Genomic DNA, 18,006 nt, shown 5'->3' on the forward strand with positions numbered 1-18,006 from the left:
GTGCTCCTGTCCGGGTCCTGTCGTGCGGGCCGGCGGACCTTCCGCCGGCCGACACCATGACGCTACGAACAAATCGGCCCGGGTGTACCGTCCAATTCCATGGCACTCGTCCAGACCAATCCCCTCCTCGCGTGGGACACCGTGCTCGACCTCGGGGACGACGACGCCCCGCTCGTCGCGCGCCTCGAGCGCGCCGTGCGGGACGCCGTGCACGCGGGCCGGGTGCCCGGCGGGGCGGCGCTGCCGCCGTCGCGCGCCCTCGCCGACACGCTCGGCGTGTCGCGGTGGGTCGTGACGGAGGTGTACGGCCAGCTCGTCGCCGAGGGATTCTGCGAGGCCCGGGTCGGTTCGCGCACGCGGATCGCGGCCGGTGCGGCGGTGCACGCCACGCCGAAGCGCCCGCCGGCGTATCCGACGTCATCGGCCCCCGCGCGCCGGCCCCGCCTGGACCTCGCGCCCGGCGTCCCCGACCTGCGGCACGTGCCCCGGGCGGCGTGGCTGCGGGCCCTGCGCGACGCCCTGGCCGACACCCCCGACGCCGACCTCGGCGCCCCCGACCCCGCAGGCCATCCGCCCGCGCGCGCCGCCGTCGTCGACTACCTGGCGCGCGCCCGCTCCACGCGCGCCGGCCCCGACGACGTCCTGGTGACGCACGGCGCCACCGACGGGATGACGCGCCTGGCCCGCGCGCTGCGGTCCGCCGGGCACCGCACGCTCCTGGTGGAGGACCCGAGCTGGGGGCGGCTGCGCGACGTCGCCCGGGACGCCGGGCTGGTCGCCGTCCCCGTGCCCGTCGACGACGGCGGGATCGACGTCGACGCGCTCGCCGCGGCGGCCGCGCGGACCGGCGCCCGGGCGGCCCTGGTCGCACCCGCCCACCAGTTCCCCACCGGGGTCGCCCTCGCGCCCGGACGGCGCGACGCGCTGGTCTCGTGGGCGCGCGCCGTCGACGGCCTCGTCGTCGAGGACGACTACGACGCCGAGTTCCGCTACGACCGGCGGCCCGTCGCCGCGCTGCAGGGCCACGACCCGGGCCGCGTCGCCCTGCTCGGGTCGCTGAGCAAGACGGTCTCCCCCGCGTTCGGGCTCGGCTGGCTGGTGCTGCCGCCGCGCTGGCGGGAGCGGCTGGGCGCCGACGCGGGCGGGCCCGCGCCGTCGACCCTCGACCAGCTCGCGCTCGCCCGGTTCCTCACGGGCGGCGGCTACGAGCGGCACCTGCGGGCCGCGCGCGGCCGGTTCCGCCGCCGCCGGGCGGCCCTGCTCGCCGCGCTCGACACCGCGCTGCCGAGCCTGCCCGTGAGCGGCCTCGCGGCGGGCCTGCACGTAGTGCTCGGGCTGCCCGACGGCGTCCCCGCCGCCGCGGTCGTCCGCGCCGCCGCCGCGCGCGACGTCGGCGTCACCGACCTGCGCCGGTACCGGGTGTCCGCCGCGGACCACGGGCCCGAGGCTCTCGTCGTCGGGTACGGCAACCTCGCCGACGCGCGCGTGGATGAGGCGGTGGCCGCCCTCGCGGCCGCCCTGGTCGAGACCCCCTGAGCACGGCGCCGGCAGGCCCGCTCCCGTCACGTCGTCCCGGCGCCGTCGAGGTGGTCCCGCAGCTGCCAGACGTCCACCGGGTCGCTCGGCCCGCGGGCGTCCAGCGCGGTGGCGTGGCGGGCGGTCGCGAGGCCCAGGTCCGCCGCGACCTCGTCCCGGGTCAGCCCGGAGAGGTCGACGTTGGCTCGCAGCTCGCGGGCGGTCCGGGCGACCTCGTCGGCGTTCAGGGTCATCGTGGCCTCCTTCGCTGTCGTCCCGTCGTCCGGGTCAGAAGATCCGGCCCGCGCGCGGCGGGACGGCGTCGAGCGCGGCGAGGGTCGCGTGGTCGAGCAGGGGCGCGTGACGGCGCCGTCCGCGACGACGTCGAGCCGGGGGACGTCCTTGCGCTCCTCCTCGGCGCCTCACTCGCGACCGCCACCGACCGCACGACCGATCGCACGGAGCGGCTGCTCGTCCTCGCCCTCGACGCGCTACGCCCCCGCCCGGCCGCTGATCCTCAGCCGAGCAAGCCTCAGCCGAGCAGTCGGCGCCCGGCGCGGATCGCGCCCGGCCGGTCCGTGACGCCGAGCTTCGCGAACAGGTTGTTGATGTGCGTCTTGACGGTCGACGTCGAGACGAACAGCGCGCGGGCGATCTCGCGGTTCCCGTAGCCCTCGGTCACGAGGGCGAGCACCTCCCGCTCGCGCGGCGTCAGCCGGTCGAACACCCCGTCCGGCGTCGCGCCGGGTGCCGACGCGGACGCGCTCGTGACCGCCGCCGCGGGCCCGGCGAACGCCGCGGCCAGTCGCGACGCCACCGCCGGCGCGAGCACCGACTGCCCCGCGGCGGCGGCCCGGACGGCCGCGACGATCTCGGCCCGCCCCGCGTCCTTGGTGAGGAATCCCAGCGCGCCCGCCCGCAGCGCGGCCACGATCGACGCGTCGTCGTCGTACGTGGTGAGCACCAGGACCGCCTGCCCGGGCCGCTGCGCGCGGATCGCCGCCGTCGCCCCGGCGCCGTCGAGCCGCGGCATGCGCAGGTCCATGAGCACGACGTCGGGCCGGCGCTCGAGCACGACGTCGACGGCCTCCTGCCCGTCGGCGGCCTGCCCGACCACGTCGATGCCGGGCTCCAGCCCGAGCACCGTCACCAGCCCGTCGCGGACGATCGCCTGGTCGTCCGCGACGACGACACGCACCGTCGCCCCGCGCTCGTCGCGCGCCTCGTCGTGGTTCACACGTCCCCATCGGTCGTCGTGGCCGCGGCCGTCGACGGCACGACGGCGCGCACGGACCAGCCCGGTCCGGACGGCCCGGCCTCGAGGGTGCCACCCACCGCGCGGACCCGCTCGGACATGCCGGTGATCCCCCAGCCGGCGCCCGTCGACGACACCGCCGACGGCGAGCCACCGTCGTCGTCGACCTGCACGACGACGTCCCCGGTCGCCGACGCCACGCGGACCCTGACCGCCGCGCCGCGGGCGTGCTTGCGCGCGTTCGTCAGCGCCTCCCGCACCACGCGCTCCAGGGCGTGCGTCGCGGCCTCGGTGAGGTCGGGCAGACCGTCGGCGACGACGGCGTGCACCTGGCCGCCGACGGCGTTCTCGGCATCGACGAGGGTCGTGACGCGCTCGGGGAGGGCGCCCGAACCGCGCAGCGCGGCGACGGCCTCCCGCGCCTCCCGGAGCCCCTCGACGGCGAGCCGGTGCGCCGTGCGGACGCTGTCCCGCACGGCCTCGGTGCGGCCCGCGTCGGCGAGCGCCTCGGCGGCGGAGAGCTGGACGGCGAGCCCGCCGAGCGAGTGCGCGAGCAGGTCGTGCAGCTCGCGGGCGATCCGCTGCCGCTCGATCAGCGCGGCGTTCTCGGCGCGGCTCTCGGCGGCGGCGAGCTGGTGCAGCGCGGACGTCTCGCGCACCGCCTCCGTCTGCCGCGCCTGCCGGCGGAGCGCGCCGATCGCGAGGCCGAGGGCGAGGGAGCCGAGCGCCGCGACGACCTGGAAGGCGCTCGCGCCGCCGGCGGTCGCGACCGAGACGAGGACCGCGCTCACGGCGGCGGCAACCACGGGCACCAGCCGGCGGACGGTGGCGTCGGCTCGGGCCGCGAACCCGGCGACGCCCAGGCCGGACACCGTGAGCGCCGGGCCGGAGAGCGCACCTGCCCCGAGCCCGCCGCCCACGGCCGCCATGACGAGCCCCACGACCATCACCCGCTCGTAGCGGGGTCCGCGGGACTGTCGACCGAGGGGACGCCGCGCCAGCCAGGGCGCGATCCCGGCGACGCCGACGGCGAGCGCGACCCGCTGCCAGGCAGGTGCCTCGGCGGTGACGACGACCCCGGCGGCGAGCCAGGCCAGCAGCACGAGCCGGCCGAGCGCGCCGACGACGGCGCGGAGGGAGATGGTGGGCACGGCGTCAGCGTACGGGCGCGGTCGTCAGCGCACGGGCAGCGCGGCGGCCGGGGTGCGCGGCAGCCGCGCCTCGACGACCAGCCCCGACACCAGCCGGTTCACGCCGAGCGAGACCAGCAGGAACGCGGTCGACGACGCGACGACCGCGCCCGCGGCGTGCGCGGCGGCGACGTCGGCGACGCGGAGTCCGACGACGACGGCCCAGAGCAGCAGCCCCACGGCGGGGAGGCGGTACTCGACGCCGCGCGCCGAGGGCCGGAAGGTGGTGATGCGCCCCATCAGGGCCCCCGACGCCGTGGCCACGACCAGGCTGACCAGCCCGAACGCCAGGTCGGCGGGGGTGAGCCGCAGGGAGGGGGACACGTCCTGCGCCAGGAGCGCCACCCCCACCACGGCGAGGATCGCGCCGACCCGCCACACCGGGCGGGTGCCGCGCACCCGCCAGCGCTGCTGGCGGACGATCACGAGCACCAGCACGGCGAGCGTCAGGGCGATGGTGGCCAGGTCGGAGGGCGTCATGGGGGTTCCTTCGTGGTCGACGGGTCGGCGGGCTGCCGACGTCCCCCACGATTCCGCCGCACGCCCGTCGACGGGACCGCCCCAGGGTGGAGACCGGGTGGAGGCGCGGGTGGAGATCTTCCCGCGCCTCGACTCATGGTCGGTCCGACCAGCGACCCCGGTGCACGACGTCCTCCAGCGGCTTGCGACGGCGGCGCGTCGGGGAGCCCTTCGCTCCGCCGTCGGCGGGGTGCCCGACGGCGACCACCCCGGTCTGGACCCACCCGTCGGGGATGCCGAACGCCTCCCGGAACGCCGGCATCTCGCCCGCGCCGACGCCGAAGAAGCAGGCGCCGAGGCCCTCGTCGACCGCCGTCTGCAGCATGAGCAGCGACGCCATCCCTGCGTCGACGTGCCAGTACGGCACCGGCCAGCGAGCCTCGTCGCGGTCGGTCCAGCCCTTGTCCGCCTCGGCATACCGGCCGAGGTACGCGCCCTTCGAGCACAGCGCGACGACCAGCACCGGGGCGGTGCGCATGCCCGCGAGCCACGTCGACATGTCGCGCTCGGAGTCCGCCGGGGTGGCGGCCGTCCAGAACCGCTCCCGGTCCTCCGGCTCCGTCAGGACGAGGAACGACCAGCCCTGCGAGAACCCCGCGCTGGGGGCGCGCACGGCGTTGCGCACCAGTCGGTCCACCGTCTCGGGCGGCACGGGCTCGTCCGTGAACCGCCGCACCATCCGCCGTCTGCGCACCACGTCCTGGAACTCCACGCGCCCATCCTGCCCCCGACCGGCCGACGGTTCTGATTCCGTACGTTCTCGAGCGAATGGCGTACGGGATCCGAACCGTCGGCGGGCCGGTGGGGCAGTCAGAGGACCAGCTCGGGCTGCAGCTTGGTCACGGTCCACACGCGCTGCCTGCGGGCGGCGAGCGTGGTGAGGCCCAGCGCGACGACGAGGACGCCGAGCAGCACGGTGACGTCGCGCGTGACGGTGGCGAGGTTGCCGCCGTACAGCAGCTGGCGCAGGCCCTCGACGGCGTAGGTCATCGGCATGAACTGGTGCATCGCCTTGAGCGGCTGCGGGATCGTCTGCCACGGGAACGTGCCGCCCGCGGTGACGAGCTGCACCAGCATCAGCACCAGCCCCAGGAACTGGCCGGCCGCGCCCAGCCAGACGTTGAGCGCCTGGAGCACCGCGACGAACGTGCCCGACACCAGCACGAGGAACAGCGCCGTGAACAGCCCGTAGGAGGGTTGGATGTCCAGCGCGAACTTCGTCACGGCGAACATCGCCGCCACCTGCACGACGCCGATCGCGGCGGGCGTGGCCCAGCCGCCCAGCGCCGTCGCGAGCCCCGACCGGCCCGCCGCGAGCGCCCGCGTGGACAGCGGCCGCACCAGCAGGAACAGCACGTACGCGCCGATCCACGTGGCCAGCGACAGGAAGAACGGCGCGAGTCCTGCGCCGTACGTGCCCGCCGACGACAGCGCGTCGTTGCGCACCTCCAGCGGGTTGCCGATGGTCGACGCCGTGTCCTCGCGCGTCTGGTCGTCGAGGTCGGGGACCTGGCCGAGGCCCTCGGCGAGCCCGTCGCGCAGCTCGGCGATGCCGCTCTTCAGCTCCCCGGAGCCGTCCGCGAGCTTCGTGGTGCCCGCCGCCAGCTCGCCGGCGCCGTCGGAGACCTGGGACGTGCCGTCGGCCAGCCGGTGCACGCCGTCGACGAGCGCGGGCGTGGCGGCGGCGAGCTGGCCGGTGCCGTCGGCGAGCCGGTCGGCGCCGTCCGCCGCCGACGCGATGCCGGCGGTGAGCTGCGGCGTCGCGCCCGCCAGGGTGGCGGCGCCGTCGGCCACCTGCCGGGAGCCGTCCGCGAGCTGGTCGAGATTCGCCGACGCGCCCTCGACCGTCGTCACGGCCGACTGCACGTCCTTCCGCTGCGCGTCGAGGGCGCCGTCGACGTCGGCGCGCGTGGCGTCGAGGCGGTCGAGCGCCTGGGTGCGCAGGTCGGCGCACTGTGCGGCGAGGTCGGTGGCGTCGTCCGGCACCTGCGCGCACAGGTCGGCGAGCTGCTGGTCGAGGTCCGTACGCCCCTGGTCGAGGGCGTCCGCCGCGTCGGCGCGCGCGCCGTCGAGGGTAGGCAGCACCTGCCCGGCCGCCTCGGCGGCCTCCTGCCCGTACTGCGCCACCTGGGCGTTGCCGTCGGCCACCTGGGCGGCGCCGTCGGCGAGCTTCTGGGTCTGTGCGGGCAGGTCGGCCGTCCTGTCCTGCAGCGTCCCGAGGCCGGTCGCGAGCTGCCCCGCGCCGTCGTCGAGCTGCCCGACGGCGGACGCCAGCGTGCCGACCTTGCCGTCCAGGGTGGCGGCGCCGTCCGCCGCCTGCGCCGCGCCGTCGGCGAGCGTGTGCGCGCCGTCGTCCGCGTCCGCCAGGCCGTCGTCGAGCGACGTGGCGCCCGTGAGCAGCTGCTTCGCGCCGTCCACCGCGTCCGCGAGGTTGGTGTGGATGGACGCGAACCCGCGCAGGAACGTGTCCGCCGCCTCGGTGCCGACCTCCTCCGCGATCGAGTCGCGCACCTTCCCCACGATCGTGTCCGAGATGGTGCCCGCGAGGTAGTTGTTCGCGTCGTTGGTGATGAGCGTGAGGCTGGCCTGCTGCGGCTCGAACTCCCCCGCCGAGGCCAGGTCGGCGGAGAACGTCGGCCCGATGATCAGTGCCGCGTCGTAGCGGCCGGAGCGCACACCCGCCTCGGCGTCCGCCTGGGACGTCTCGACCCAGCCGAACCCGCCGTCGTCGAGCAGCTGGTCCGCGACGTCGCGGCCGAAGTCGCGCTCGGTCGTCTCGCCGGTCTCGGCGTCCGTCGTCGTGGTGCCCTCGTCCTGCACGACGACGGCGGCCGGGACCTGCTCGAGCTGCCCGTACGGGTCGTGGTTGGCGAACAGGTACAGCCCCGCGTACAGCGTGGGGATGAGCGCCATCGCGAGGATGGCGAGCTTCGGCAGGCGCCCGGCGGCGAGCCGCCTGAGCTCCGACAGAGCGAGCCGGACCGCGGTCATCGGGCCTCCTCCTGCGGGTCGTCGGCCGGCGTGGCGGCCAGGCTGTCGTGGATCGGGGTGTCGTCGGGGGCCGTGGCGTCGATCGGGTCGTCGAGCTCCTCCTCCGCGCGGGCGTCGGGGTCGGGGGACGGCTCCAGCTCGTCCTCGACCTCGGGCTCGACGGCGCGGCCGGCCTCGGTGGCGGCCTCGGCCTGTGGCTCGGGTTCGGCGACCGGCTCCGCGACCGTCTCCGCGACCGGCGCGGCGGCGGGGAGGACGGCGGTCGCGCCGAGCTCCTCCGCGGGCGCGCCGAGGGTCTCGCGCCGTACGACCTGCGGCGGCTCGTGCAGGGTGGCGCCGCGTGCGGGCGGCAGGTCGACGCCCAGGTCACGGGCGGACGACCGCGTGCACTGCACGAGCACGCCGAGCCCGGACGCGGCGAGCGTGCGCGCCGTCTCCCACCAGCCGGACGGCTCGCCGCCGTGCCGGTCGGGCAGCGTCAGCACGACGAACCGGACGTCGGGGTCCTCGGTCGCCAGCGCCGCGAGGACGGCGGTGCGCACGACGCCCGGCAACTGGTCCACCCGGCGCCCGCGGTCCTCGGTGAGGGCACGCTCCTCGAGCCACCGCGTCACGTCGCGCGGCAGCGACCGCCGGCCGGCGAGGGCCAGGCCCTCGGCGACGACGTCGGCGAGGGACAGGGCGTCGTCGGGTTCGCTGATGCCGGGCACGTCGACGACGGCGGTGCGCGCGCGCAGCGCGGACGGCGCCACGACGGCGCCGTCGAGGCGCACGGCGCCGGACGACGGGACGAACCGCCCGGTCGCGACGAGCGCGAGGGCGGTGTGGCCGTGCCCGGGCTCCCCGGCGACGAGCAGGCACTCCCCCGTCGCCCAGGCGAGGTCCGTGGCCTCCAGCATCGGGTCCCTACGCCCCTCGACCCGCACCCCGCTCAGCGTGATCTGCACCCTGCTCCCCGTCCCCCGACACACTGTTGACTTGCGATCAACAACTCTACGACCGGTGTTGACTGGTGGTCAATAACGCCGTACAACTGTGCCCATGACCTCCGCCACCCCGCGCCCCCGCACGCGCCACGAGCCGTCGGACCGGCGTCGACAGCTCCTCGAGGCGGCGGTCGCCGAGGCGGAGGCGGCGGGCCTGGACGTCCTGACGCCGGCGACGGCCGCCGCGCGCGCGGGGGCGTCGAGGGCGCTCGTCTTCCACTACTTCGGGTCCACGACGGCGCTGCGCCGCACGGTCGCGCTCGAGGCGGTGTCCGACCTGGAGCAGACGCTGCTGGCACCCGACGATCGTCCCCTCGCCGACCGCCCGGCGCATGCGATGTCGCTGTTCCTGGGCTCGGTCACCGCGCACCGGCGCGTCTGGGAGGACATCTGGCGCGGTGCGCTCGCCGGCGACGACGCGACCGAGGACGCCCTGCGGCGCGTGCGGACCGCCCTCGTCGCGCGCATGACGACGACGGCCGGCGTCATCGGCTTCACGCCGAGCGGTCGGCTCCAGCTCCTGGCTCAGGGCTGGGTGGCCCTGGTCGAGAACGTCACCGCCGCCTGGCTGGGCGGCAGCGGCATCCCGCGCGACGAGCTCGAGCGGCTGCTGCTCGAGTCGCTCGTCGTCCTCGTCCCGGAGCTCCCCGAGCCGGCGCGCTCCGGCGTCCTCGCGATCGTCCGCCGCCACTGACCGTTGTGAGCGCGATTTCGGGGACAATTCCAGGTCGGAATGCCCCCGAAATCGCGCTCACAACACGGGGAGCGTCAGAGGCGCTCGGCGATGACCTCCACGAGCGCCTTGCCCTGGGTGCCCTCGAGCTGCACGGCCTGGGTGCGGCAGGAGAAGCCGTCGGCCACGTACTCGGTGCCCGGCGCGGCCTCGCGCAGCGCCGGCAGCAGCGCGTTCTCGGCCACGGCGACGGAGACGTCGTAGTGGCCCTTCTGCATGCCGAAGTTGCCGGCGAGGCCGCAGCAGCCGGCCAGGACCTTGATCTCGGCGCCCGCCGCGCGCAGCAGCGCCTCGTCGGCGTCGAAGCCCATCACGGAGTGCTGGTGACAGTGCGGCTGCACCACGGCGGTGAGGTCGGACAGGTCGGGCATCTCCCAGCCCGACCCGGCCGCCGGCGCGGTCTCCGGCGAGGTGAACAGCTCCGCCAGGGTGCGGGTCGCGTCGGCGACGGCCTGGGCCCGCGGGTCGTCGGGGAAGAGGTCCAGCAGGTCCGAGCGCAGCACCGCCGTGCACGACGGCTCCAGCCCCAGGATCGGGATGCCGTTGACGGCGTACGGGCCGAGCACGGACAGCAGCTGCGAGAGCCGCCGCCGCGCGCCGTCGAGCTGACCCGTCGAGATCCACGTGAGCCCGCAGCACGCCTGCTGGTCGGGCACGACGACGTCGTACCCCGCCTCGGTGAGCACCTTCACCGCGGCCTGCGGCACCGACGGCGCGAGCGCGTCGCTGAACGAGTCCGCCCAGAGCACGACCTTCGGGCGGTCCTGGGTGGGGCGGTCGTGCGGCGTCTTCCCGGCGCCCAGGCCGGGCACGCCGTGCGACGCCCAGCCGCGCTTCCACCAGGTGCGGAACGGGATCTCCGCGAACTGCGGCACCTGGCGGCGCGTGTCCATGCCGCCCGCCCACAGCACCGCCTTGGCGATCCACGGGACGCCCAGCACCTTGTTGACGAACCGCGGCATCCCGCCCGCCAGGCGCGCCCAACGGGGCAGCCAGCCGAGGGCGTAGTGGTCGACGGGGCGCAGCTTCCCCTTGTATGTACGGTGCAGCACCTCGGACTTGTACTGGGCCATGTCGACGCCCGCCGGGCAGTCGGACGAGCACGCCTTGCAGCTCAGGCACAGGTCCAGCGACTCGCGCACCTCCGGCGCGGTGAGCCCGCCCACGAGGGTGCCGTTGACGGCCTCCTGCAGCACGCGCGCCCGCCCGCGGGTCACGTCCTTCTCGTCCTTCGTGGCCTGGTAGCTGGGGCACATGAACCCGCCGGAGGCGTGGTTGTCGGCCCGGCACTTGCCCACGCCGACGCAGCGGTGCACGGCCGTCGTGAGGTCGTGGTGGTCGTGCGCGAACGAGAACCCGGTGTGGCCGGCCTTCTTCGAGATGCCGTGCAGCGGCCCCGAACCGGCCATCCCCCGCTCCCCCACGGGCAGCGTCGAGAGCACGGCCTTCGCCGCGGGGCGGCGCAGGTCGACGTCGACCGCCGCGGGGCGCACGACGACGCCCGGGTTGAGCAGGTCGTCGGGGTCGAACAGCGCCTTGAACCGCTCCATGAGCCGGATGGCCTCCGGCGAGTACATCAGCGGCAGCAGCTCCGACCGGGCGCGGCCGTCGCCGTGCTCCCCCGACAGCGACCCGCCGTGGTACGCCACGAGCCGCGCGGCGTCGGTCATGAACGTGCGCAGCACGGAGCCCGACGTCTCCAGCGGGATGTCGATGCGCAGGTGCACGCAGCCGTCGCCGAAGTGCCCGTACGGCAGCCCGTCGACGCCGTAGCGCGCCATGAGGTCCTCGAGGTCGCGCAGGTAGGCGCCCAGTCGCTCGGGCGGGACGGCCGAGTCCTCCCAGCCGGGCCACGCCTGCTCGCCCGCGGGCGTGCGGCCCGCGAGCCCCGCGCCGTCGGCCCGGATCTGCCACATCTTGGTGGCGTCCGGCCCGGCGGGCAGCACCAGCGACGACAGGGCGGACGACGACGTCACGATGGCCTCGGCCCGCGCGCTCGCCTCGTCCTGGCTCGCGCCGCCGACCTCGATCATCAGCCAGCCCGCGCCCTCGGGCAGGGCCGGCACGGACGCCTCGCCCTTGGCGTTCCGCACGACGTCGACCAGGCGGGCGTCGAGCCCCTCGATCGCGAGCGGCTTGTGGCCCAGCAGGTGCGGGACGTCGTCGGCCGCCGCGGGCATGTCCGGGTAGCCGAGCACGACCAGCGTGGGCGCCGTCGGCACGGGCACCATCCGCAGCGTGGCGCCGAGCACCGTGACCAGCGTGCCCTCGGTGCCCACCAGCGCCTTGGCGAGGTCGGAGCCGTTCTCCGGCAGCAGGTGCTCCAGCGAGTAGCCCGAGACCTGGCGGCCGAACCGGCCGAACTGCGTGCGGATCAGCGCGAGGTTCTCGCGCACCAGCTCCGCCAGGCCCGGCACGGCGGCGAACGTCGCGTCGCCGCGGCCCGCGGTGAAGCGCCGCCCGCGGCCGTCGACGACGTCGAGCTCGACGACGTTGTCGGCCGTGCGCCCGTAGGCGACGGCGTGCGGGCCGCACGCGTTGTTGCCGATCATGCCGCCGAGCGTCGCGCGGTTCTGCGTGGACGGGTCCGGGCCGAACCGCAGCCCGTGCGGGGCGCCTGCCCGCTGCAGGGTCGACATGACCGTGCCGGGCTCGACGACGGCCGTGCCGGCCTCCGGGTCGACCGAGACCACCTGGTTCAGGTGCCGCGAGAAGTCCAGCACGACGCCCGGGCCCACCGCGTTGCCGGCCACCGACGTGCCCGCGCCGCGCGCCGTCACCGGGATCTTCAGCTCGCGCAGCACCTCGAGGCCGCGGACCACGTCGCGCGAGCTGCGCGGGAAGGCCACGACGTCGGGCACGACGCGGTAGTTCGACGCGTCGGTGGAGTACTCGGCACGACGGCGCGAAGAGGAGTCGACGTCGCCCGCGATCACCGTCCGCAGCGCGGAGACGACGGCCGCACGGGCCTCGTCGGCCGCCCGTCTGGCCGCACTCTCCGCCTCGTCACGGGTGGGCGCGAGGTCCGCGTCACCGTCCGGGGTCGGGGTCGTCGGTGTCTGGGCTGGCACGCGCCGATTCTGCCATTCGTCCCCGCACCGCGCCGACGCGTCCACGCCATCGGCGCCCCGTCCGACCCCTTTCGAGCACGGGATCTGTACCGTCATCGGGCGGGGTGGCGGTACAGATCTCGTGCTCGAAGAGGACCTCAGCGGTCGCGTTCGGCCTTCTCCTGCGCTGCGCGCACTGCCTCGGCCTCCGCCTTGCGCGCCTCGCGCAGCGCCTTCTCCCGCTCGCGCACCTTCTTCTGCTCCTCGCGGAGCCGGCGCTCGACGTCCTTGCGCCTGCCCGCCGCCTTCTTGACCTTGGGATCGGAGGCGTACCGCTGCGCGACCGCGAGCGCCTCGGCCACGCCCTCCTCCTGCGCGACGCTGCCGGGCGGCGTCTCGGGGTCGGGCGCACCGGCGGCCGCCCGCGCGGCGACGTAGGCCGCGACGCCGTCGAGCGTGCGCTCGAGCCCCCAGCCGACGTCCTCCTCGTCGTCGAAGGTGTTCGTCCCGTACGCGGCGTAGCTGCCACGCTCGACGATGGGGCGCAGGTACGGGAACCGGACCTCGTCGACGAGGGCGCGCAGCGTGTCCGCGAGCTCGGGGCCCACGGACGCCGCCGTGTCGGTGCCGGCGGTGTTCGCCTGCGCCAGGTCGCGGTCGAGCAGCGCCGCGTTCCGCGTGTAGCCGTTGAGCAGCAGGATCGTCGCGATCTTCTCGCCGTCGTCGAGCGGCGTCGAGCGCAGGGCGCGCAGCCCTGCGTCGAGGGCGCGCAGGCTGGCGGGGGTGACCGGGGCGCCCGTGACGGGGATGTCGAGCACCCACGAGTGCCGACGGAACAGCTCGAACGTGAACAGCGCCCACTCGCGCAGCTCGGCGCGCCAGTCCGCCGGCTCGTGCAGGGGCGGGAACTCCAGGTCGAGCACGACCTCCTGCATCAGCAGCAGCAGGTCGTCCTTGCTGGTGACGTACCGGTACAGCGACATGGTGGTGAAGCCGAGGCTCTTGGCCACGCGCGCCATGGAGACGCCGGCGAGGCCCTCGGCGTCCGCGATCTCGACGGCGGCCTCGACGATGCGCTCGATGCTCAGCTCACGGCGCGGCACCCGCTCCGGCCGCTCTGCGACGCCCCAGGCGAGGGCGAGCCGCGGCGGGAGCTCCGGCAGCTCGGGGCCGGGCAGGTCGGTCTCCGGCAGGTCCGTCTCCGGGGTGTCCGTCATGGAGTCATCATCCCCGACCCGGTCGATCGGTCCAGCACCGCTGTGGGCGGGCTCGTGGCCCCGTTCCGGGTCGGAACGGGGCCACGAGCCCACCCACAACGGCCCATCGGGGTCAGCGGGCGGTCCGACGGCGGTACAGGACGCCGCCGACGACGACGCTCGCCGCGAGGAAGCCCACCAGCCAGACGCACGCCGTGACGATCGTGCCTGCGTCGGGCGCTCCGGCGAGCAGGCCGCGCACCGACTCGATGATCGGCGTGAACGGCTGGTTCTCGGCGAAGCCGTGCAGCCAGTCCGGCATGGTGTCGACCGGCACGAAGCCGGAGCTGAGGTACGGGACGAAGAGGAAGATCATGCTCACGGACATCGACGCCTCGACGCTCAGCACCAGCCCGAACACGACGCAGACCCAGGTGAACGTCACGACGGCGAGCACCGCGAACCCCACGAAGCCGAGCCACTGGCCCAGGTCGGCATCGGGCCGGAACCCGTAGGCGATCGCCACGAGCATCACCACGACCACGGAGGCGAGGTTGCGCACGACGCTCGCGATGACGTGCCCCCACAGCGCCGACGAGGAGAGGATGGGCAGCGTCTTGAAGCGGTCGATCGTGCCCGTGGTCATGTCCTGGGCGACGCCGGTGGCGGCGGTGGCCGAGTTCATGCCCAGGCACATGACGAGCACGCCCGGCACCACGTAGTCGATGTACTCGCCCCCGGTGCCGCCGGAGATCGCGCCGCCGAAGACGATCACGAACGCCGACATGATCAGCACGGGCAGCGCGAACGCCGTGATGAGCCCGTCGATCGAGCGCAGGGAGCGGCGCGCCTCCCGCCGGGTCATGGTGGCGACGTCGCGCAGGGGCGCGCGCACGGACGCGGGGCGGACCGTGCCGTGCGCGGTGCGCGCGGGCGGGGCCAGGGTGGTGGTCATCGCAGGGCCTCCTCGGGGGCGGGCTGGTCGGTGGTGCCGGTCGTGCGGTCGGTGGCGGCGCTGCCGGTGAGCGCCAGGAAGACGTCGTCGAGGGTGGGCTTGACCACGCTCACGCCCGCGACAGCCAGGCCGCGGGACTCGGCCCGGTCGAGGACGTCGCGGATGGCGCGGACGGGCTCGGCGCTCGGGAAGGTCAGCGCGAGCGCTCGGAGGTCCTCCTCCGCGGCGTCGAGGCCGGCGACGCCGAGCTCTCGCGCGCTGGCGAGGCTCGCGGCGTCCTCGAACGTCACCCGCACGTGGTCCCCGGCGACGAGGGCCTTGAGCTCCTCGGCCGTGCCGCGCGCGGCGATGGTGCCCTCGGCGAGGACGGCGATCGTGTCGGCGAGCCGGTCGGCCTCCTCGAGGTATTGGGTGGTGAGGAGGATGGTGGTGCCGTCTGCCGCGAGCCCGCGCACCACCTCCCAGAGCTGGGAGCGCGACGCCGGGTCGAGTCCGGTGGTGGGCTCGTCGAGCACCAGCACGGTCGGGTCGGCGACGAGGCTGATGGCCAGGTCGAGGCGGCGGCGCATGCCGCCGGAGTACGTGCCGACGCGGCGGCGGGCCGCGTCGGTCAGGTCGAAACGCTCCAGGAGCTCGTGGGCCCGGCGTCGCACGGCGCGCTTCGGCAGGTGCGCGAGGTCGGCCATCATGACGAGGTTCTCCTCGCCCGTCTGGAACTCGTCGACGCTCGCGTACTGGCCGGTCAGCGCGATGCTGCGCCGCACCGCGGCGGGCTGCTTCACGACGTCGGCGCCGGCGATGGTCGCCGTGCCCCCGTCCGGCGGCACCAGCGTGGTGAGGATGTTGACGGTGGTCGTCTTGCCCGCGCCGTTCGGCCCGAGCAGCGCGAAGATCTCGCCGCGTCGGACGGTGAGGTCGACGCCGCGCAGCACGGCGGTGCGTCCGTAGGACTTGCGCAGCCCCCGTACCGCGATCATCGGGTCGTTCATGGCCGTTCCCCTCCGGTCGGTTTGTGTATGGCATACACGAGCGTACGGCATACACGTCGTGTTGGCTATATACGCGGTGTGCCTAGTACACCTCGCCGCTCCCCGCGCGGCCCACGACGTGCCCCGCTACGGTCGGACCGTGCGCGTCGTCGTCGTGGGAGCCAGCGGAAACGTCGGGACGGCCGTGCTCGCCGCACTGGCCCGCGAACCCGCCGTGACCTCGGTCGTCGGCGTCGCCCGGCGTGTGCCGCGCGCCGACGGCACCAGCACCGTGGCGTTCCCGCACACCGCGGCCGAGTGGGTCCGCGTCGACCTCACGGACACCGCCGACGCCGTCGTGCGCGGGCTCGACCGGGCCTTCCTCGGCGCCGACGCCGTCATCCACCTCGCCTGGGCGTCGCCGTCCGCCCGCGACTCCGGTCAGGCCCGGCGGCTCAACCTCGACGGCTCGCAGGCCGTCGCCGACGCCGTCGTGCGCGGCGGCGTGCCGCACCTCGTGTTCGGCTCGACCTCCGGCGTCTACTCCCCCGGACCTTCGGACGGCGGCCTCGTGCGGGAGGACTGGCCGCGGCGCGGCGTGCGCACGTCGCCCTACTCCGTGCAGAAGGCCGCCGTCGAGCGGATGCTCGACGACGTCGCCGACCGCCACCCGCGGCTGGTCGTGACCCGGATGCGGCCCGCGCTCATGCTGCGGCGCGAGGCCGGCGCCGAGCTCGGCCGCTACTTCCTGGGGCCGCTCGGCACCCGCGCGCTGCGGCTCGCCGCGAAGCGCGCCCCCGAGGGGGCGCTGCTGCCCGCGGTGCCCGCGCTCGACGGGCTCCGGCTCCAGGTGATGCACGTCGACGACGCCGCCGACGCGTACCGCGCCGTCGTCGTCGGCCGGCACCCCGGCTCGTTCAACCTGGCTCCCGAGGGCTGGCTGACGTCGGGCGACCTCGCGGACACGCTCTCCGGCGGGCGCAGCGTCGAGGTCTCGCCCGACCTCGCGCGGACCGGCCTGTCCGTCGCCTCGCGGCTGCGCCTGGCGCCGATCGACGTCGGCTGGTTCGACATGGCCCGCGCCGACGTCGTCCTCGACGCGACGCGCGCCCGCGAGCTGCTGCGCTGGGAGCCCGCCCACGACCCGCGCGACGTGCTGCGCGAGACCGTCGAGGGCGTCATCGCCGGCACCGGCGCCGGCTCACCGCCCCTCCTCGGCTGACGACCCCCCTGGGGGCTCGGCCGACGGCTCGGCGCAGCCGCGGACACGCTCGCCGCGCGCCAGCGCCGGGTCGATCGTGCGGACCACGACGTCGGCTGCCGCGCCGAACGCCGCGAGCTGGTCGTCGTCGAGCGCGTCCACCACGAGGCGCCGCACCTCGGCGACGTGCCCCGGGGCGGACGCCACGAGCTTGTCCCAGCCCGCGTCCGTGAGCCGGGCCTCCATCCGCCGCCGTCCCACCGAGCACGGCGTGCGCTCGACCAGCCCGGAACGCTCCAGCCGCCCGACGGCGTGCGACAGCCGGGACAGGGAGCCGCGGGACAGCGCGGCGAGGTCGGACATGCTCAGGGTGCGTGCCGGCGCGTCGCCGAGCGCGACCAGCACGTGGTACTCGAAGAGGTTGAGGTCGGCGTCTGCACGCAGCTGGGCGTCGAGCGTGGCAGGCAGGGTCATGAGGAGCGCGGCCACGGACGACCAGCTCCGCTGCTGGTCGTCCGTGAGCCAGGCCGGGGCGTCGGTCGCTGCAGTCGGCATGTCTCATCGTAGGCCGACTTGAACGGTCAATCCGCAGGTGGTTACCGTCGGGTTGATTCTTCAGGCAACAGTCGTCCCGGCGCGCCGTCGGGGCGCCGCCCCGTACGGAGGAACCCCACCGCATGACGCTTCTTCGCCTCGACGCCAGCATCCAGGGCGACCGCTCCGCCAGCTCCGCGCTGGCGGACACGGTGGTCGCCGAGCTCACCGCCGCCCGCCCCGAGACCCCGGTCGTCACGCGGCACCTGGGCCAGGACCCGCTGCCCGCCGACGCCTGGGCGCTGGCGACCTCGGCGGGCTTCGTCGCCGAGGCGGAGCGCTCTGCCGAGCAGCGCGCGGCCCTCGACCTCGCCGCCGCCCTGGCCGACGAGGTGCGCGCCGCCGACGCGCTCGTGCTCGCCCTGCCGCTGTACAACTACGGCGTCTCGCAGCACGCGAAGGCCTGGATCGACCTCGTGACCGTCGGCTTCGGCACCGGCGTGCCCGCGCTCGAGGGCAAGCCCACGGTGCTCGTCACCACGCGCGGCGGCGCCTTCGGCGAAGGCACCCCGCGCGAGGGCTGGGACCACAACACCGCCTACCTGCGCCGCATCCTCGCCGACCTCTGGCTCGCCGACCTCACCGTCGTCGAGCGCGAGTTCACCCTGGTCGGCGTCAACCCCGCCCTCGACCAGTTCGCCGAGCTCGCCGCCGTCATGGCCAAGCAGGCCGAGGAGGACGCCGTCGCCGCCGGCAGGGCCCTCGCCGCCCGCTGACGTCGAGGTAGTACCGCACCCCGCGGGGTAGTACTCAGCCCCGCGATCCTTCTATGTCCTGTCAAGCCGGGGTCGGGTTCGTGAGGTCGGGGTCGTAGCGCGCGGTGGCGTTGAGGGCGCGGTAGATCTGTCGGGCG

Annotated in this window: 16 protein-coding genes and 1 pseudogene; 5 read left to right on the plus strand and 12 right to left on the minus strand. The window is 75.5% G+C overall.

Going from position 1 to position 18,006, the window contains the following annotated elements; genetic code table 11:
- Positions 1-99: 99 nt before the first annotated feature.
- Positions 100-1,536 (plus strand): PLP-dependent aminotransferase family protein, encoded by a 1,437-nt coding sequence (locus ABZ493_RS19550; protein ID WP_430583795.1) that lies wholly within the window; start codon positions 100-102, stop codon positions 1,534-1,536.
- 26 nt (positions 1,537-1,562) lie between these two features.
- Here the strand turns inward: ABZ493_RS19550 and ABZ493_RS19555 are convergent, their stop codons facing one another.
- Entirely contained in the window at positions 1,563-1,769 is a 207-nt protein-coding gene (locus ABZ493_RS19555; protein WP_430583796.1) for a DUF2316 family protein, read from the minus strand.
- A gap of 108 nt (positions 1,770-1,877) precedes the next feature.
- On the opposite strand from ABZ493_RS19555, the pseudogene ABZ493_RS19560 reads away from it, so the two are divergent.
- A pseudogene (locus tag ABZ493_RS19560) lies at positions 1,878-2,003 on the plus strand (hypothetical protein); the annotation flags it as partial.
- A gap of 44 nt (positions 2,004-2,047) precedes the next feature.
- On the opposite strand, the gene ABZ493_RS19565 reads toward ABZ493_RS19560, so the two are convergent.
- From ABZ493_RS19565 to ABZ493_RS19590, 6 genes are all read right to left on the minus strand, one after another.
- On the minus strand, positions 2,048-2,752 hold the full coding sequence (locus tag ABZ493_RS19565; RefSeq protein WP_430583797.1) for a response regulator transcription factor: 705 nt from the start codon (positions 2,750-2,752) through the stop codon (positions 2,048-2,050).
- Positions 2,749-3,921: a histidine kinase gene (locus ABZ493_RS19570; protein WP_430583798.1), complete on the minus strand. Its 1,173-nt coding sequence runs from the start codon at positions 3,919-3,921 to the stop codon at positions 2,749-2,751. Before ABZ493_RS19570 ends, ABZ493_RS19565 begins: the two co-directional genes overlap by 4 nt.
- A 24-nt stretch (positions 3,922-3,945) precedes the next feature.
- The gene (locus tag ABZ493_RS19575) at positions 3,946-4,440 is read right to left on the minus strand and encodes a hypothetical protein (protein WP_430583799.1); all 495 of its coding nucleotides are present in this window, start codon (positions 4,438-4,440) and stop codon (positions 3,946-3,948) included.
- 133 nt (positions 4,441-4,573) lie between these two features.
- Positions 4,574-5,191, minus strand: a complete 618-nt coding sequence (locus ABZ493_RS19580; RefSeq protein WP_430583800.1) for a nitroreductase family protein — start codon at positions 5,189-5,191, stop codon at positions 4,574-4,576.
- 98 nt (positions 5,192-5,289) lie between these two features.
- Positions 5,290-7,470 carry a YhgE/Pip domain-containing protein gene (locus ABZ493_RS19585; protein ID WP_430583801.1) on the minus strand — a complete coding sequence of 727 codons (2,181 nt, stop codon included), beginning with the start codon at positions 7,468-7,470 and terminating at the stop codon, positions 5,290-5,292.
- On the minus strand, positions 7,467-8,417 hold the full coding sequence (locus ABZ493_RS19590; RefSeq protein ID WP_430583802.1) for a hypothetical protein: 951 nt from the start codon (positions 8,415-8,417) through the stop codon (positions 7,467-7,469). Before ABZ493_RS19590 ends, ABZ493_RS19585 begins: the two co-directional genes overlap by 4 nt.
- Before the next feature lie 94 nt (positions 8,418-8,511).
- Here ABZ493_RS19590 and ABZ493_RS19595 point away from each other — a divergent pair, with 94 nt between their 5' ends.
- A complete protein-coding gene (locus ABZ493_RS19595) occupies positions 8,512-9,150 on the plus strand; it encodes a TetR family transcriptional regulator (RefSeq protein ID WP_430583803.1) in 639 nt (212 codons plus the stop codon).
- A gap of 74 nt (positions 9,151-9,224) precedes the next feature.
- On the opposite strand, the gene ABZ493_RS19600 is transcribed toward ABZ493_RS19595, so the two are convergent.
- From ABZ493_RS19600 to ABZ493_RS19615, 4 genes are all read right to left on the minus strand, one after another.
- Positions 9,225-12,260 (minus strand): FAD-linked oxidase C-terminal domain-containing protein, encoded by a 3,036-nt coding sequence (locus ABZ493_RS19600; RefSeq protein ID WP_430583804.1) that lies wholly within the window; start codon positions 12,258-12,260, stop codon positions 9,225-9,227.
- 137 nt (positions 12,261-12,397) lie between these two features.
- The gene (locus tag ABZ493_RS19605) at positions 12,398-13,456 is read right to left on the minus strand and encodes a TetR/AcrR family transcriptional regulator C-terminal domain-containing protein (RefSeq protein WP_430583805.1); all 1,059 of its coding nucleotides are present in this window, start codon (positions 13,454-13,456) and stop codon (positions 12,398-12,400) included.
- Positions 13,457-13,568: 112 nt separating this feature from the next.
- Positions 13,569-14,390, minus strand: a complete 822-nt coding sequence (locus tag ABZ493_RS19610; protein ID WP_430583806.1) for an ABC transporter permease — start codon at positions 14,388-14,390, stop codon at positions 13,569-13,571.
- The gene (locus ABZ493_RS19615; RefSeq protein ID WP_430583807.1) at positions 14,387-15,379 is read right to left on the minus strand and encodes an ATP-binding cassette domain-containing protein; all 993 of its coding nucleotides are present in this window, start codon (positions 15,377-15,379) and stop codon (positions 14,387-14,389) included. The genes ABZ493_RS19610 and ABZ493_RS19615 overlap by 4 nt, the downstream gene beginning before the upstream one ends.
- A 139-nt stretch (positions 15,380-15,518) precedes the next feature.
- Between ABZ493_RS19615 and ABZ493_RS19620 the strand changes: the two genes are divergently transcribed.
- Positions 15,519-16,580, plus strand: coding sequence for an NAD-dependent epimerase/dehydratase family protein (locus ABZ493_RS19620; protein WP_430583808.1), 1,062 nt, complete (start codon positions 15,519-15,521; stop codon positions 16,578-16,580).
- On the opposite strand, the gene ABZ493_RS19625 is transcribed toward ABZ493_RS19620, so the two are convergent.
- Positions 16,560-17,114, minus strand: a complete 555-nt coding sequence (locus ABZ493_RS19625; RefSeq protein ID WP_430583809.1) for a MarR family transcriptional regulator — start codon at positions 17,112-17,114, stop codon at positions 16,560-16,562. The genes ABZ493_RS19620 and ABZ493_RS19625 overlap by 21 nt on opposite strands.
- Positions 17,115-17,236: 122 nt before the next feature.
- On the opposite strand from ABZ493_RS19625, the gene ABZ493_RS19630 reads away from it, so the two are divergent.
- Entirely contained in the window at positions 17,237-17,869 is a 633-nt protein-coding gene (locus tag ABZ493_RS19630; protein ID WP_430583810.1) for an NAD(P)H-dependent oxidoreductase, read from the plus strand.
- Positions 17,870-18,006 lie beyond the last annotated feature (137 nt).

Origin of the sequence: Isoptericola sp. NPDC019482 (genome assembly GCF_040632295.1) — a bacterium.
Classification (GTDB): Bacteria; Actinomycetota; Actinomycetes; order Actinomycetales; family Cellulomonadaceae; genus Isoptericola.